The sequence below is a fragment of the Sulfitobacter dubius genome (assembly GCF_900113435.1).
GTDB lineage: Bacteria > Pseudomonadota > Alphaproteobacteria > Rhodobacterales > Rhodobacteraceae > Sulfitobacter > Sulfitobacter dubius.
Map to the genome: position 1 here is coordinate 326382 of NZ_FOPG01000002.1, position 13208 is coordinate 339589.

Below are 13208 nucleotides of genomic sequence, written 5' to 3' on the forward strand. Positions count from 1 at the left end.
GATCTGGTTGCCGAGCGCCATGGCAGCCCATAGATAGTGGATGAGCCCGCGCCTCTCAGCGCCATAAGGCGATGTAAGGGGCGTGCCATACACTGTCAATGTAGCAGCCCTGCTACGAAGGAAGCGATTGGACCCAACCATGCAAAAACCCCTCACTTTTCTGTCGTCTTTGGCGCTTGCCGCCGCTGTGGCGCTGCCTGTAGCCGCCCAAGACGAACCGGGTGTCGACACGGTTGTTGCCACAGTCAACGACACCGAGATCACGCTTGGGCATATGCTCGTAGCACGTGCCACCCTGCCCCAGCAGTATCAGCAGTTGCCCGATGACGTGCTGTTCAAAGGCATCCTTGACCAGCTTGTGCAGCAGACAGCCCTCGCCGACAGCTTTACCGGCGAATTGCCGCCACGCGTGACCTTGTCGATCGAAAACGAAACCCGTTCGCTCACCGCAGGTGAGGCGATCGAAGGCGTGATGGCCGAAGATGTCAGCGACGAAGAACTGCAAGCCGCCTATGACGCGCAGTACAAAGACGCCGAGCGTGAGCAGGAATTCAACGCCTCGCACATCCTTGTCGAAACCAAGGAAGAAGCCGACGCGATCAAGGCTGAACTCGACGGCGGTGCGGACTTTGCCGAAATCGCCAAAGAGAAATCGACCGGCCCCTCCGGCCCCGGTGGCGGTTCGCTCGGTTGGTTCGGCCCCGGCATGATGGTTCCCGCCTTTGAAGAGGCCGTGGCTGGCATGGAAGCCGGCAGCGTGTCTGATCCCGTGGAAACCCAGTTTGGCTGGCATGTCATCAAGCTGAACGAGACCCGCACCGCCGAAGCGCCCGCGCTGGAAGATGTGCGTGAAGAGCTTGAGACCCAAGTGCGCCAGACCAAAGTGCAGGATGCCATCGAAAGCCTGACCGAAGCCGCCGAGGTTGACCGCAGCGCCGCCGAAGGCATCGACCCTACTGTTCTCAAAAACACTGAATGGCTGAACTAACTCATGGCTAAATCACTGGCTGTCTCGCCGCTCGCCCCGGCCCGTTTCCCTGAACTGCCGGTCATCGACGGCGTGACATTTGCCACCATCGCCGCTGGCGTGCGCTATCAAGGCCGCACCGACGTGATGTTGGCGAAACTGGCGCCGGGCAGTGCTGTGGCGGGGGCGTTCACACGCTCTGCCACCCGTGCGGCCCCGGTGCTGGACTGCCAGGCAAAAATCGGCGGCGCCTCAGATGAGGGCGCCGCCATCGTCGTGAACTCCGGCAATGCCAACGCCTTTACCGGGCGCGGCGGCACCGACGCGGTTGAGGCGATCACCGCCGCCGCTGCCGAAGCCTGCGGTGTGCCGCAATCGCGAGTCTTCACCTCCTCCACCGGCGTCATCGGTGAACCCCTGCCCCATGAGCGTATCACTGCCGTATTGGGGGACCTTCACGCGAAACTTGACCCTGCAGGCATCGAAGACGCCGCGCGGGCGATCATGACCACCGACACTTTCCCTAAAGGCGCGAGCGCCAAGCTCGAGATTGACGGCAAAACGGTTTCAATCGCCGGTATCGCCAAAGGATCGGGCATGATTGCCCCTGATATGGCCACCATGCTGGTCTATATCTTTACTGACGCTCTTATCTCCCAAGACAAACTGCAACAGCGCCTGTCGACCCATACAGAGACGACGTTCAACTGCATCACAGTTGATAGCGACACATCAACGTCAGACGCGCTGATTATGGCCGCTACGGGAGCATCCGGCGTCGATGTATCCGACAACGAAGACTTTGACGCAGCGCTGCGCGATGTGATGCTTGATCTGGCGCATCAGGTCGTCAAAGACGGCGAAGGGGCACAAAAGTTCGTCGAAGTGGCCGTGACGGGTGCGTCGAACGATACCGAAGCCAAGGTTCACGCCATGGCCATCGCGAACTCTCCGCTGATCAAAACTGCCATCGCTGGACAAGACCCTAACTGGGGCCGCGTCGTGATGGCCATCGGCAAATCGGGTGCCGCAGCAGACCGCGACCGCCTGTCGATCCGGTTCGGCGATGTTGAAGTCGCACGAGACGGCTGGCGCAGTCCTGATTATTCAGAGGATGACGCCGCCGCGCATATGAAGGGCGAGAATATCGTGATCGGCGTTGACCTAGGCCTCGGCGAAGGCGCTTGCACGGTCTGGACCTGCGACCTGACCCACGGCTACATCGACATCAACGCCGATTACCGGTCTTGAACCGATGAAAACAGTGCTCGTCTCTGCCGCCGCGTTGATCGACGTCGACGGTCGCGTCCTTCTGGCCCAGCGGCCCGAAGGCAAGCCCATGGCTGGCCTATGGGAGTTTCCGGGCGGCAAGATCGACCCCGGAGAAACACCCGAAGCGGCGCTGATCCGGGAACTGCACGAAGAACTGGGGATCGAGACGTGGGAATCCTGCCTCGCCCCACTGACCTTTGCCAGTCATAGCTATAGTGATTTTCATCTTCTGATGCCGCTTTTCGCTTGTCGGAAATGGGGCGGAACGCCTGTTTCACGTGAGGGGCAGACGTTGAAATGGGTGCGCCCAAACGAAATGCGCGCCTATCCCATGCCCGAAGCAGACGTGCCGCTTATATCAACTCTGCGTGACTGGCTCTAGCGGATCGTTGCAAAAATGCCCTAGTAATTACTCTAGCTCGGCATGTTGCGAAATATTTAACCACTAGCGCACCATACTGAGGCAGACTTGTAACATCTGTATGAAAGGGTGCCGACATGCTGAAAACAATCACTATCGGAAGTTCCATTTACGTTCAGGGTATTTTTGTAAGAATGTTAGCTGGGGGCCGCATGGCCGTCCAAGTTGACGGAAAGATTTTCGAAGGCACGCCAGTCTAAGAAAATCACAACGGAACGCCTATCAGAGTGAACGAATAGGCGTTCCGGCGCGTTTTACCTTACCATGTGGTAGGGAAAATTATGTCATCGCAGCGCGCAATTGTCATTCTGAACCGCGGTTCAGGCCGTCAAAACGGTGACCAAGCCGAAACAACGATCCGAAACGCATTTGCGCGACACGGTATCACGGCTGAATTTATTCATATCGACAAGCGTAATGATCCCAAAAGTGCAGCGCATCAGGCGCTGTCTAGGGGCGATGGCATCATTGCCGTCGCCGGCGGTGATGGCACCATCTCGGGCGTGACCTCGGCGATGGTAGACCAAGATCGGCCGCTCGGGATCATTCCACAGGGCACTTTTAATTACTTTGCACGCTCTATGGGCATCCCCGAAGACCTTGATCGTGCGGTAGACCTGATCGCCAGTGGGGAAAGCCGCCCGGCGCATGTAGCCACGATAAATGGAGAAACGTTCCTCAACAACGCGAGCATCGGCGCATATCCCGCGATCCTCAAAACACGTGAAGGGATCTATCGTCGTTGGGGCCGCAGCAGGATCGCCGCTTATTGGTCTGTCATCAAGGCATTGATCGATTTCCGAACAACGCTAAAGCTAACCATTGTCGTAGACGGCGAGGAAAACACACTGCGCACCCCATTGGTCTTTGCGGTAAACAATGCCTTCCAATTAGATCAGATGGGGCTTGATGGCAAAGATTGCATCGCACGCGGTGACATGGTGCTGCTGGTCGCCCCTGACACCTACCGCTTTGGTCTGCTGCGCCACGCCATCGCCTTGGCTACTGGGTTGGCCAAACCCCATACCGATTATGAAATGCTCTGCGGGTCAGAAATCGATATCCGCATGAAACAGCGCAAACGCTATGTCGCGCGGGACGGAGAGGTTTCAATTATAAAAGGCCCTTACCGCCTTACCCGTGCGGCGTCGCCCATCCATATTTACGTACCCATTGCTGCGAAGGAGGCCGTGAGATGAGCCGTTTGATCCATCTATCCGACCTACATTTTGGCAAGGATCGCCCCGACCTTTTGACCCCGCTGCTGAACGCGGTGAACGGCTATGATCCCGACTTGGTTATCATTTCAGGAGACCTGACACAACGGGCGCGGGAAAAGGAGTATCGTGCGGCGCGGGCGTTTATTGATCGCATCAATGCGCCAGTTTTAAGCGTACCGGGCAATCACGATATTCCACTGCATCGCCCGTTCACGCGGTTTCTGATGCCGTGGCGGTATTACCGTCGTTGGATCGCTCGCGATCTGACTCCGGTACATCAGGGCGCGGATTTCATCGCTGTCGGGATCAACACGGTCGACAGATTTAAATGGCAAACCGGGAAACTCGGCCTTCATCGGCTGCGTCGCGCCTGTCGTGCGCTGTCAGGCGGGGGGAAAGACGCCATGCGCATTGCTGTGTGCCACCATCCACTAGACCACCCGACCGAGACAAAGAAGCGGCCGATTCCGGGCGCACAACGCGCCTTACGGCGGCTGCTGGACTGCGGCGCTGACCTGATCCTGTCGGGCCATCTGCACATCTGGCACGCAGGCACCTTTGCCCACCCCGCACCTGAACATGACGGGCATCTCGCGATCCAGCTTCATGCTGGCACCAGCCTTTCCTCTAGGCAGCGTGGCGAGCCGAATGATTTTAACCTGATTGATATCTCGCCCCTGCACGTCAATCTCGCTCGGATCAGCTTTGACGATAGCAAAAAGGCATTCACAAAAGCAGAGGCCCGGCAATTTGACCGGGCCTCTGGAGAATTCGTCGTCTAAACGCTTGGCTTAGGCCAATGTGCGGGTCACTTCTTCGCGCTCGAAGATCTCGATCACATCGTCGGGACGGATGTCATCGTAGTTCTCAAACGCCATGCCGCACTCCTGCCCGGACTGGACTTCAGGCACTTCGTCTTTGAAGCGCTTGAGCGTTTTCAGCGTACCTTCGTGGATCACGACGTTGTCGCGCAGCAGACGCACACCGGCGCTGCGTCGAGCGACGCCTTCGGTGACCAGACAGCCCGCAACTTTACCCACACCGGTGACCTTGAAGACTTCTTTGATGTTGGCATAGCCAATGAAGTTTTCTTTGATCTCGGCGCTGAGCAGGCCGCTTGCAGCCGCTTTGACGTCATCCACAAGGTCATAGATGACCGAGTAGTAGCGGATTTCGACGCCCTTCTGGTTTGCCGTGTTCCGCGCCGAGGCGTTGGCGCGGACGTTGAAGCCCATGATCGGTGCGCCGGAAGCTTCGGCCAGACCGACATCCGTCTCGGTGATCGCGCCCACACCGGAGTGCAGAACCCGAACGCGGACTTCGTCGTTGCCGATTTTCTCCATCGCCTGAACGATCGCTTCGGCAGAGCCTTGCACGTCGGCTTTGACCAAGATCGGCAACTCGCTGACGTCTTCGTTCGCCTTGGCATTGGCCATAAGCTGTTCCAGCGTCGTCGCAGCGCCAGCAGCGGCACGTTTGTCCTTGGCTGCGTTGGCGCGGTATTCAGCGATTTCGCGGGCCTGCGCTTCGGTTTCAGTGACGTTCAGAACGTCACCGGCCTCTGGCGTGCCGTTGATGCCAAGCACCTCAACCGGTACCGAAGGACCTGCTTCTTTGACGCGCTCGCCTTGGTCATTGATCAGCGCACGGACCTTACCGTACTGCTCACCCACAACAAAGATATCACCCTGACGCAGCGTGCCGTTCTGAACCAGAACAGTCGCAACAGGGCCGCGGCCCACATCAAGCTGCGCTTCGATCACCGCACCCACAGCGGCCCGATCTGGGTTCGCCTTCAGTTCGAGGATTTCGGACTGCAGCGCAATCGCTTCGAGCAACTCGTCCAGACCTTGGCCCGTTGCGGCCGAGACTTCGACATCCTGCACATCGCCAGACATCTTTTCGACGATGACTTCGTGCTGAAGCAGATCCGTCCGGACCTTATCAGGGTTCGCAGCAGGCTTATCGATCTTGTTGATCGCCACGATCATCGGCACTTTGGCCGCTTTCGCGTGGGCAATCGCTTCGATCGTCTGCGGCATCACGGCGTCATCCGCCGCGACCACCAGAACCACGATATCTGTTACCTGAGCACCGCGCGAACGCATGGAGGTAAAGGCCGCGTGGCCGGGTGTGTCGAGGAAGGACAGCACCGCACCATTGTCTGTCGTGACCTGATAGGCACCGATGTGCTGGGTGATCCCGCCGGCTTCGCCAGCAACCACTTTCGCATTACGGATCGCGTCGAGCAGCGATGTTTTACCGTGGTCAACGTGGCCCATGATCGTGATCACAGGTGGACGACCTTGCAGGTCTTCGGGCTTGTCTACGATCTCTTTGATGACATCTTCGACATCAGAGTCGCTGACGCGCACAACCTTGTGGCCAAACTCTTCGATGATGAGTTCAGCGGTATCCGCGTCGATGGTTTCATTCTGCGTGACCATCATGCCGTTCTGCATCAACGCTTTTACAACAGCGCCAGTCTTTTCGGCCATACGGTTGGCAAGCTCGGATACAACAATTGCCGGGGGCAGATTGACGTTGCGCACAATCTTCTCGCGCTCAACCTGACCACCCATGGCTTTTTGACGCGCACGCTCTTGTTTGCGCTTCATCTGCGCCATGGAACGCTGACGGCCACCTTCACCACCGTTGAGGGCTTGGTTCACTGTCAGCTTACCAGAACGGCGGCTGTCGCCACCCTTGCTACGCTTCTTGGTTTCGTCGCGGTCACGCTCTGTGGTTTTGCGCGGCGTTGCGGCGGGCATGGGCTTGTTGCCCGGCTCACGCGCGGCGGCAGGTTCTGGCGCAGGAGCAGCAGCAGCCGCTTCGGCCTCTGCTTTGCGGCGCGCGTCTTCCTCGGCTTTCGCCTTAAGGCTTTCCTCGCGCTCACGCTCTTCGCGTTCTTTGGCTTCAATCTCGGCCCGGCGGCGCTCACGCTCTTCGGCGCGGGCCTTTTCCTCGGCCTCACGTGCTGCGGCTTCCTCAACCTCACGGGCTTTGGCAGCCTGAACAGCTTTCAGACGACGCTCCATCTCGGCATCGGTGATGCCTGCGGGACGTTTCTTGGGATCCCCAATCGGCCCGGCACCCGGCCCGGTTGGTTTCTGGCCACCCGGCTTGGGCACCACAACACGCTTGCGCTTGGTTTCGACCACAACGTTCTTGGTCCGCCCGTGGCTAAAGCTTTGCTTTACATTCCCCGGACGTGCGCCGCCGCGCAGACCCAATGTTTTCTTGCCGTCACTATCGCTCATGAAGCTCGTCTATCCTTTCGGATGGCCGCTGCCACCCTCGTTTACGCGCACGCCTTTAAGTCGTCCGGCTTCCTCTACAACACGTTGCGTGAGTCCGCCAGAGGCGAGCGCCCCATGTATCACAGTTTGGCGACCGAATGCCAAACCCAATTCATCGGCTGTCAACCAACCGATGTAGTGACCGTAATGAGGGGTGCTCAGCTTGGACTTACCGCGCCCTGACCCGTCTACGGCCTGTATCAATACTTCGGCCTCTTCGGTTTGCAACCAACCCTTGACCTTTTCGTAGCCGGCGACCGCCTTGCCTGCCTTGCGCTGGAGCGAGATCAAGTCCACCACCCGGCGCGCCAATTGTTGTTCGACTTCGTCGATCAACCCGTCTGGCAGCGTGACCGGCTGTTTCGCCGACCGAGCAAAGGCCTTTTTCTTTACCGCAAGTTCCAGCGCGGCACGGTCAGCCGAGACATAAATGCCCCGGCCCGGCAGTTTACCCAAAATATCCGGGTAAACCTGATTGTCCGGGCCGATCACAAAACGGATCAACCCGTGTTTTGGCTGCACGTCGCCCGTGGCAATGCACTTGCGTTCTGGACCAGTCTGCTGGTCATTCGAAGCGCCACCGCGTCCCATGTGCAACCCCCGAGGCCCGATTAGGCCTCGGCCTCCTCGGCGTTCTCGCCGTCTGTTTCTACGTCGTCTTCGTCCGCGTCGGCTTCAAGCTCGGTCGGGTCGACCCAGCCCAGCATGACACGGGCGGTCATGATCATAGCTTGGGCGTCTTCAAGGCTGACCTCAAAGGGCTCAAGCGCACCATCGTCCTTAACACGCTCGCCGTTGACCGTGGTCCAGCCGCCAGCCAGTTCCCAATCGGCACAGGTGGCGAAATCTTCCAAGGTCTTTACATCGTCTTTTGCCAGCGCTTCTAACATTTGGGGGGTCAGACCCTCAAATTCAACCAGGCTGTCTTCGACACCCAAGGCGCGGGCGTTATCAAGCGCCGCTTTGTTCTGCGCCTCAAGCACATCACGGGCACGGGCCTGCAACTCGCCAGCGGTGTCTTCGTCGACACCGTCGATGACCAGCAACTCGTCGACTTCGACGTAGGCCACTTCTTCGAGGTTGGTGAAACCTTCGGAAACCAGCAACTGGGCAAAGAATTCGTCCAGATCGAGGTTGTCCATGAACAGCTTGGTGCGCAGTTCGAACTCGGCCTGACGGCGCTGGCTTTCCTGCTCTTCGGTCATGATGTCAATATCGAGGCCGGTCAGCTGGCTGGCCAGACGCACGTTTTGACCACGGCGGCCAATCGCAAGCGACAACTGCTCTTCGGGCACGACGACTTCGATCTTGCCGGCTTCTTCGTCCAGAACCACTTTCGACACTTCAGCAGGCTGAAGCGCGTTCACAAGGAAGGTCGGCTGGTCTTCGTTCCACGGAATGATGTCGATCTTCTCGCCCTGAAGCTCGTTCACGACGGCCTGAACGCGGGAGCCGCGCATACCAACGCAGGCACCGACAGGGTCGATGGAGCCGTCATGCGAAATCACAGCAATCTTGGCGCGCGAACCGGGGTCGCGGGCGACCGCCTTGATCTCGATGATGCCGTCATAGATTTCCGGCACTTCCATCTTGAACAGTTCGGCCATGAACTCAGGCGCGGTGCGGCTCAGGAAAATCTGCGGACCACGCTGCTCGCGACGCACGTCTTTGATGTAGACGCGGATACGGTCGTTCGGGCGATAGCTCTCGCGGCCGATCTTTTCGTTCCGACGCAGGATCGCTTCGCCAGCGCCCACATCGACGATGACGTTGCCGTATTCCTCGCGCTTGACCAGACCGTTGATGATTGTACCGGCGCGGTCTTTGAACTCTTCGAACTGGCGGTCACGCTCAGCTTCGCGGACCTTCTGCAAAATCACCTGTTTGGCCGACTGCGCCGCAATCCGGCCCATCTCAACCGGGGGCACTTCTTCGACGTAAGTATCGCCGACCTTGGGGTCAGCCATATACTGCTTGGCCTGATCGACGGTGAACTCAGCCTGATAATTCTCAAGCTCATCATCCTCGACCACGGTGCGAACGCGGGTAAATGTCGCTTTGCCGGTCTTGCGGTCGATGTCGACCCGGATGTCCATTTCCGCGCCGTAGCGGGACTTGGCGGCACGGGCGAGGGATTCTTCCATCGCTTCGACGACCAGACCGGGGTCGATCATCTTCTCGCGCGCCACCGCCTCGGCGGTTTGCAACAGCTCAAGCTGGTTTGCAGATGTAATGGCCATTAGGTGTCTCCCTCAGCAGACTCTTCAGTCTCGATATCATCAAATTCGTTTTCGTCGATTGCGCCGGACGCTTTGCGCTGGCGGAGCATTTCTTTGATCAGGTCGTCGGTCAGCACCAGCTTGGCATCGCTGAGCCAGTCGAACTGGAGGCCGATGGTGCCTTCTTCGACGTTGATCAGCACTTCGCCACCCTCGACGCCTGCCAACTCGCCCTTAAAGCGGCGGCGGCCGTCGATCAGTTCGGTGGTTTCGATCTTGGCCTCATAGCCTCCGAAAGCGTCGAAATCCTTAAGCCGCGTCAGCGGACGATCGATGCCGGGGCTGGAAACCTCAAGCGCGTATTCGTCAAGGATTGGATCTTCGACATCCAGAACCGCGCCGATGGCCTGCGAAATCTTGGCGCATTCGTCCACTTCGATCCCGCCATCAGGCCGGTCGGCCATGACTTGCAGGATGGTGGACTTGCCCGACATCAGGCGGACGCGCACCAGTTCAAAGCCCATGTCCTCGATCACCGGGGTAATGATCTCGGCCAGACGGCGGTCAATGGCAGCTTTGGCAATCAGGTCGTTCGACATGAGACATCCAATTTAATCTGGCAGTTTCGTTCAGGCATAAAAAAACGGGCGCGCGGCCCGTGTTCAAGATCGGTGGAGCCTTCGGTTTGGACCCGAAAGCGCCGCTGTTGAAATGGGATATAGGCCGGAAAGCCTGAAACTGCAACCCCTCTCAGCCGAACCACCACCGCTCGGGCGCGCGCAGGTTGTCCATCGGCGCTTGGCGTCCGGGGTTCGGCGGCTGGCGCAGATCACCCGACAGGGCGCTGACCCCGCCGGCGCTATCGGACTGAAGGGTCACATCGCCCCGGTCGCGGTAGCGGGGCCGCGCGGGTAAATCCGCTGCATCAACAAGCCTTTCGCTCAATGCCTGCGCGCGCACGTCCCGCGCGGGGATCGAGACAAGCTCGACCGTATCGAACCATCCGGCGGTGCCGTCTTTGTAATGGCTCTCCACCCGCTCGGCCAAAACCTGACGCCCGGCGGAAAAGCGCCGCAGACGGTAAAGCCCGGTGCCGATCCCCGCCTCAGGGGCATGGGCGGGGCGGATCACATAGCGCGATTGCGCCAGCAGCAGCGGCAGACCGGGATTCGCTTGGGGCAGGGTGATCTGCACATGCAGGGCACCCTGCGCGGAAATCTCAGTTTGAGGCAGTAGGCTTTGCAGACTGGCCACAACATCGCGGGCAGTCAGCGGGCTGCCGTCGTGAAACCGCACATCGGGCCGGAGATCAAACCGCCACTGTCGCGCACCCTCGCTCGCTTGCCAGCCGGTCGCCAACTCCCCTTTAAGGATGCCGTTGCCCGCCACTTCGGTCAGCGTGTCAAAGATCATGCCCTGACGTGCGACCTGCATAAAAAGCCCCTCGCCGTGGACCCAAGTGTCCTCTCGCGTGGCACCTGAAAGCGCCAGCCGCAGACGCCCCCCGCGCCGGGGTGGCTCTCCGGCGCCCGCACCTGTCGCGGCCAGCAAAGCCGCCGCCGCACCGGTGGTGAAAAGCGCCCGACGATCCAGCAGAGAGTTGCGCCCGCTCATCGCTGACCAATCCTATCCATGGTCCGCACCAATTCTGTACTGATCCCCGGCTCTGACAGGGCGTGACCCGCGTTGCGGATCATCCGCAGATCGGCATTGGGCCAGCGCTCGGCCAGCGCGTAAGCGCCCGAAGGGGGGCAGATCATGTCGTAACGCCCCTGCACGATGACCCCCGGGATATGCGCGATGCGGCCCATATGTTCGAGGATCTGACCGTCGAACTCCAAAAATCCGTTGTTAGTGAAGTAATGGTTCTCCAACCGCGAGAAGGCCCGCGCATAGGCCGATGGCCCGCCATGCGAAACGCCATCGGACTGCACCGAGGCCAGCGCGTTTTCCCAAGCCGCCCAGGCGCGGCCATAGTCCTGCTCGACCCGCAGATCACCCGAGAACAGCCGCCGGTGATAGGCCGCAATCAGATCGTCACGCTCATCTTCGGGTATCAGGTTCACGAAACGCGCCCAAAGCTCGGGCCAGAACCGCCCGGCCCCGCCGCCGTAGAACCAATCAAGCTCGGCCTGCGTCATCAGGAACACGCCGCGCAGGATCAGATGACGCACGGCCTCTGGATGCGCTTGGGCATAGATCAGCGCCAGCGTCGCCCCCCAAGAACCGCCAAAAACCATCCATTTGTCGATGCCGAGTGTGCTGCGAATCAGCTCGATATCCGCGACAAGATGCCATGTCGTGTTGTCCGTGACCGAGGCATGCGGGGTAGAGCGCCCGCAGCCGCGCTGGTCAAACAGTACCACGCGGTAAATCTTTGGGTCGAAATAACGCCGCATCGCCGGGCTACAACCGCCGCCGGGGCCGCCATGTAGCACGACAACGGGGATACCATCGGGGTTGCCGCATTGTTCGACATAGACCTGATGCCCCTGCCCCACAGACAACATCCGCTGGTCGAAAGGCTCAACCGGCGGATAAAGATGCGCTGCGTCGCGTTTTTGGTCGGGATACTTGTCCATTGCCGCCCTATATAGTCATTGAACCCAAAAGAGCACAGGGAGATCAGAATGCAAGCGGATCAATCAACCATCGACCCCGCCGAGATCGCCAAATTCGAGGCGATGGCCGCCGAATGGTGGGATCTGAACGGCAAGTTCAAGCCGCTGCACATGCTGAACCCCTGCCGGTTGGATTACATCACCAGCCAAATCGCGGGCGAGTTTGACCGTGATCTAACTGTCGACGCGCCGTTTAAGGGTCTGCGCATTCTCGACATTGGGTGCGGCGGTGGGCTGCTCTCGGAACCGATGGCGCGGCTGGGGGCCGAGGTGGTCGGCGCGGATGCGGCGGCGGGCAATATCCCCGTTGCGCAAATCCACGCGCAACAGTCGGGGCTGGAGATTGATTACCGCCACACCACCGCCGAAGCCTTGGCCGAGGCGGGTGAGAAATTCGATGTGGTGCTCAATATGGAGGTCGTCGAACACGTTGCCTCCCCCATCGACTACCTGATCGCCTGCCGCCGCCTTCTGAAACCCGGCGGGCTGCACATCTGTTCGACCCTGAACCGAAATCCAAAGTCCTTTATGATGGCGATTGTGGGCGCAGAACATGTGATGCGCTGGCTGCCCAAGGGCACACATGACTGGAACAAGTTTATCACGCCGGATGAACTTTTTGACCTGCTGAACCGCGCCGGATTGGAGCCTGTTGACCGCAAGGGGTTCGTCTTTAATCCCGTCGCATGGTCTTGGCGTCTGTCGGATCGGGATCTGAGCGTGAACTACGTGACCGCCAGCCTCAACCCTGGCTCAACTGACGTCTGAGCGCGCGCAGGATCGGCAGCGTGGCGCGGACCTGCTCTTCGCCCAGATCATCCACCACGTTCGAGATCATCGGCGTGATCGCATTCACCGCCGCATCCCGTGCCTGCCGCCCGGCAGGGCTGATCGCGACCATTTTGCGCCGCGCATCGTCCCAATCGGGGCGGATATGCACATAACCGGCCCATTCCAGTTTGCTTAGCGTATTGGTCATTGCCCCGCGCGTGACGTTGAATGTCTCGGCCAATTGCGCGGGCGAGCGTTCGCCGCCGTGCCACGACAGAGAGTTCAGCACCGAAAAATGCGAGATCTCCATCCCGCGCGGCAGAACCCGCGTGAGGCGGCTGCGCACCTGTTGATCGGCGGCCAGCAATTCACCGAACAGCATGATCGCAAGTGTATTTTTATCGTCGGTCATTTTCGG

General features: G+C 59.5%; 13 protein-coding genes. 6 read left to right on the forward strand and 7 right to left on the reverse strand.

Annotation, left to right across the window (positions count from 1 at the left end):
- The first annotated feature begins 139 nt into the window (after positions 1–139).
- The 5 genes from BM229_RS10285 to BM229_RS10305 all read left to right on the forward strand — a co-directional run bounded on the left by BM229_RS10285 (position 140) and on the right by BM229_RS10305 (position 4662).
- Positions 140–988 (forward strand): peptidylprolyl isomerase, encoded by an 849-nt coding sequence (locus BM229_RS10285; protein ID WP_093927557.1) that lies wholly within the window; start codon positions 140–142, stop codon positions 986–988.
- Positions 989–991: 3 nt separating this feature from the next.
- On the forward strand, positions 992–2218 hold the full coding sequence (argJ, locus tag BM229_RS10290; protein WP_093927558.1) for a bifunctional glutamate N-acetyltransferase/amino-acid acetyltransferase ArgJ: 1227 nt from the start codon (positions 992–994) through the stop codon (positions 2216–2218).
- A gap of 4 nt (positions 2219–2222) precedes the next feature.
- A complete protein-coding gene (mutT, locus tag BM229_RS10295; RefSeq protein ID WP_093927559.1) occupies positions 2223–2621 on the forward strand; it encodes an 8-oxo-dGTP diphosphatase MutT in 399 nt (132 codons plus the stop codon).
- Positions 2622–2941: 320 nt separating this feature from the next.
- Complete coding sequence (locus BM229_RS10300) at positions 2942–3859, forward strand: diacylglycerol/lipid kinase family protein (protein ID WP_093927560.1); 918 nt, start codon at positions 2942–2944, stop codon at positions 3857–3859.
- Positions 3856–4662: a metallophosphoesterase family protein gene (locus tag BM229_RS10305; protein ID WP_093927561.1), complete on the forward strand. Its 807-nt coding sequence runs from the start codon at positions 3856–3858 to the stop codon at positions 4660–4662. Before BM229_RS10300 ends, BM229_RS10305 begins: the two co-directional genes overlap by 4 nt.
- A 9-nt stretch (positions 4663–4671) precedes the next feature.
- Here BM229_RS10305 and infB read toward each other — a convergent pair whose 3' ends face one another.
- From infB to pip, 6 genes are all read right to left on the reverse strand, one after another.
- The gene (infB, locus tag BM229_RS10310; protein WP_093927562.1) at positions 4672–7140 is read right to left on the reverse strand and encodes a translation initiation factor IF-2; all 2469 of its coding nucleotides are present in this window, start codon (positions 7138–7140) and stop codon (positions 4672–4674) included.
- 9 nt (positions 7141–7149) lie between these two features.
- Positions 7150–7770, reverse strand: coding sequence for an RNA-binding protein (locus tag BM229_RS10315; RefSeq protein WP_093927563.1), 621 nt, complete (start codon positions 7768–7770; stop codon positions 7150–7152).
- A 20-nt stretch (positions 7771–7790) separates the two neighbouring features.
- Complete coding sequence (nusA, locus tag BM229_RS10320) at positions 7791–9419, reverse strand: transcription termination factor NusA (RefSeq protein WP_093927564.1); 1629 nt, start codon at positions 9417–9419, stop codon at positions 7791–7793.
- Entirely contained in the window at positions 9419–9997 is a 579-nt protein-coding gene (gene rimP / locus BM229_RS10325; protein ID WP_093927565.1) for a ribosome maturation factor RimP, read from the reverse strand. Before rimP ends, nusA begins: the two co-directional genes overlap by 1 nt.
- Positions 9998–10148: 151 nt before the next feature.
- Positions 10149–11012 (reverse strand): ABC transporter substrate-binding protein, encoded by an 864-nt coding sequence (locus tag BM229_RS10330; protein WP_093927566.1) that lies wholly within the window; start codon positions 11010–11012, stop codon positions 10149–10151.
- Positions 11009–11980, reverse strand: coding sequence for a prolyl aminopeptidase (gene pip, locus BM229_RS10335; protein ID WP_093927567.1), 972 nt, complete (start codon positions 11978–11980; stop codon positions 11009–11011). Before pip ends, BM229_RS10330 begins: the two co-directional genes overlap by 4 nt.
- Positions 11981–12028: 48 nt before the next feature.
- Between pip and ubiG the strand changes: the two genes are divergently transcribed.
- On the forward strand, positions 12029–12787 hold the full coding sequence (gene ubiG, locus BM229_RS10340; RefSeq protein WP_093927568.1) for a bifunctional 2-polyprenyl-6-hydroxyphenol methylase/3-demethylubiquinol 3-O-methyltransferase UbiG: 759 nt from the start codon (positions 12029–12031) through the stop codon (positions 12785–12787).
- Here the strand turns inward: ubiG and BM229_RS10345 are convergent.
- Positions 12762–13202 (reverse strand): MarR family winged helix-turn-helix transcriptional regulator, encoded by a 441-nt coding sequence (locus BM229_RS10345; RefSeq protein WP_067627893.1) that lies wholly within the window; start codon positions 13200–13202, stop codon positions 12762–12764. The two genes, ubiG and BM229_RS10345, sit on opposite strands and share 26 nt — an antisense overlap.
- Between the last annotated feature and the right edge of the window lie 6 nt (positions 13203–13208).

Bases quoted from the DNA above. Each gene is read 5' to 3' on its own strand.
- BM229_RS10285 (WP_093927557.1), top strand. From the start codon at position 140: ATGCAAAAACCCCTCACTTTTCTGTCGTCTTTGGCGCTTGCCGCCGCT.
- argJ (WP_093927558.1), top strand. From the start codon at position 992: ATGGCTAAATCACTGGCTGTCTCGCCGCTCGCCCCGGCCCGTTTCCCT.
- mutT (WP_093927559.1), top strand. From the start codon at position 2,223: ATGAAAACAGTGCTCGTCTCTGCCGCCGCGTTGATCGACGTCGACGGT.
- BM229_RS10300 (WP_093927560.1), top strand. From the start codon at position 2,942: ATGTCATCGCAGCGCGCAATTGTCATTCTGAACCGCGGTTCAGGCCGT.
- BM229_RS10305 (WP_093927561.1), top strand. From the start codon at position 3,856: ATGAGCCGTTTGATCCATCTATCCGACCTACATTTTGGCAAGGATCGC.
- infB (WP_093927562.1), bottom strand. From the start codon at position 7,140: ATGAGCGATAGTGACGGCAAGAAAACATTGGGTCTGCGCGGCGGCGCA.
- BM229_RS10315 (WP_093927563.1), bottom strand. From the start codon at position 7,770: ATGGGACGCGGTGGCGCTTCGAATGACCAGCAGACTGGTCCAGAACGC.
- nusA (WP_093927564.1), bottom strand. From the start codon at position 9,419: ATGGCCATTACATCTGCAAACCAGCTTGAGCTGTTGCAAACCGCCGAG.
- rimP (WP_093927565.1), bottom strand. From the start codon at position 9,997: ATGTCGAACGACCTGATTGCCAAAGCTGCCATTGACCGCCGTCTGGCC.
- BM229_RS10330 (WP_093927566.1), bottom strand. From the start codon at position 11,012: ATGAGCGGGCGCAACTCTCTGCTGGATCGTCGGGCGCTTTTCACCACC.
- pip (WP_093927567.1), bottom strand. From the start codon at position 11,980: ATGGACAAGTATCCCGACCAAAAACGCGACGCAGCGCATCTTTATCCG.
- ubiG (WP_093927568.1), top strand. From the start codon at position 12,029: ATGCAAGCGGATCAATCAACCATCGACCCCGCCGAGATCGCCAAATTC.
- BM229_RS10345 (WP_067627893.1), bottom strand. From the start codon at position 13,202: ATGACCGACGATAAAAATACACTTGCGATCATGCTGTTCGGTGAATTG.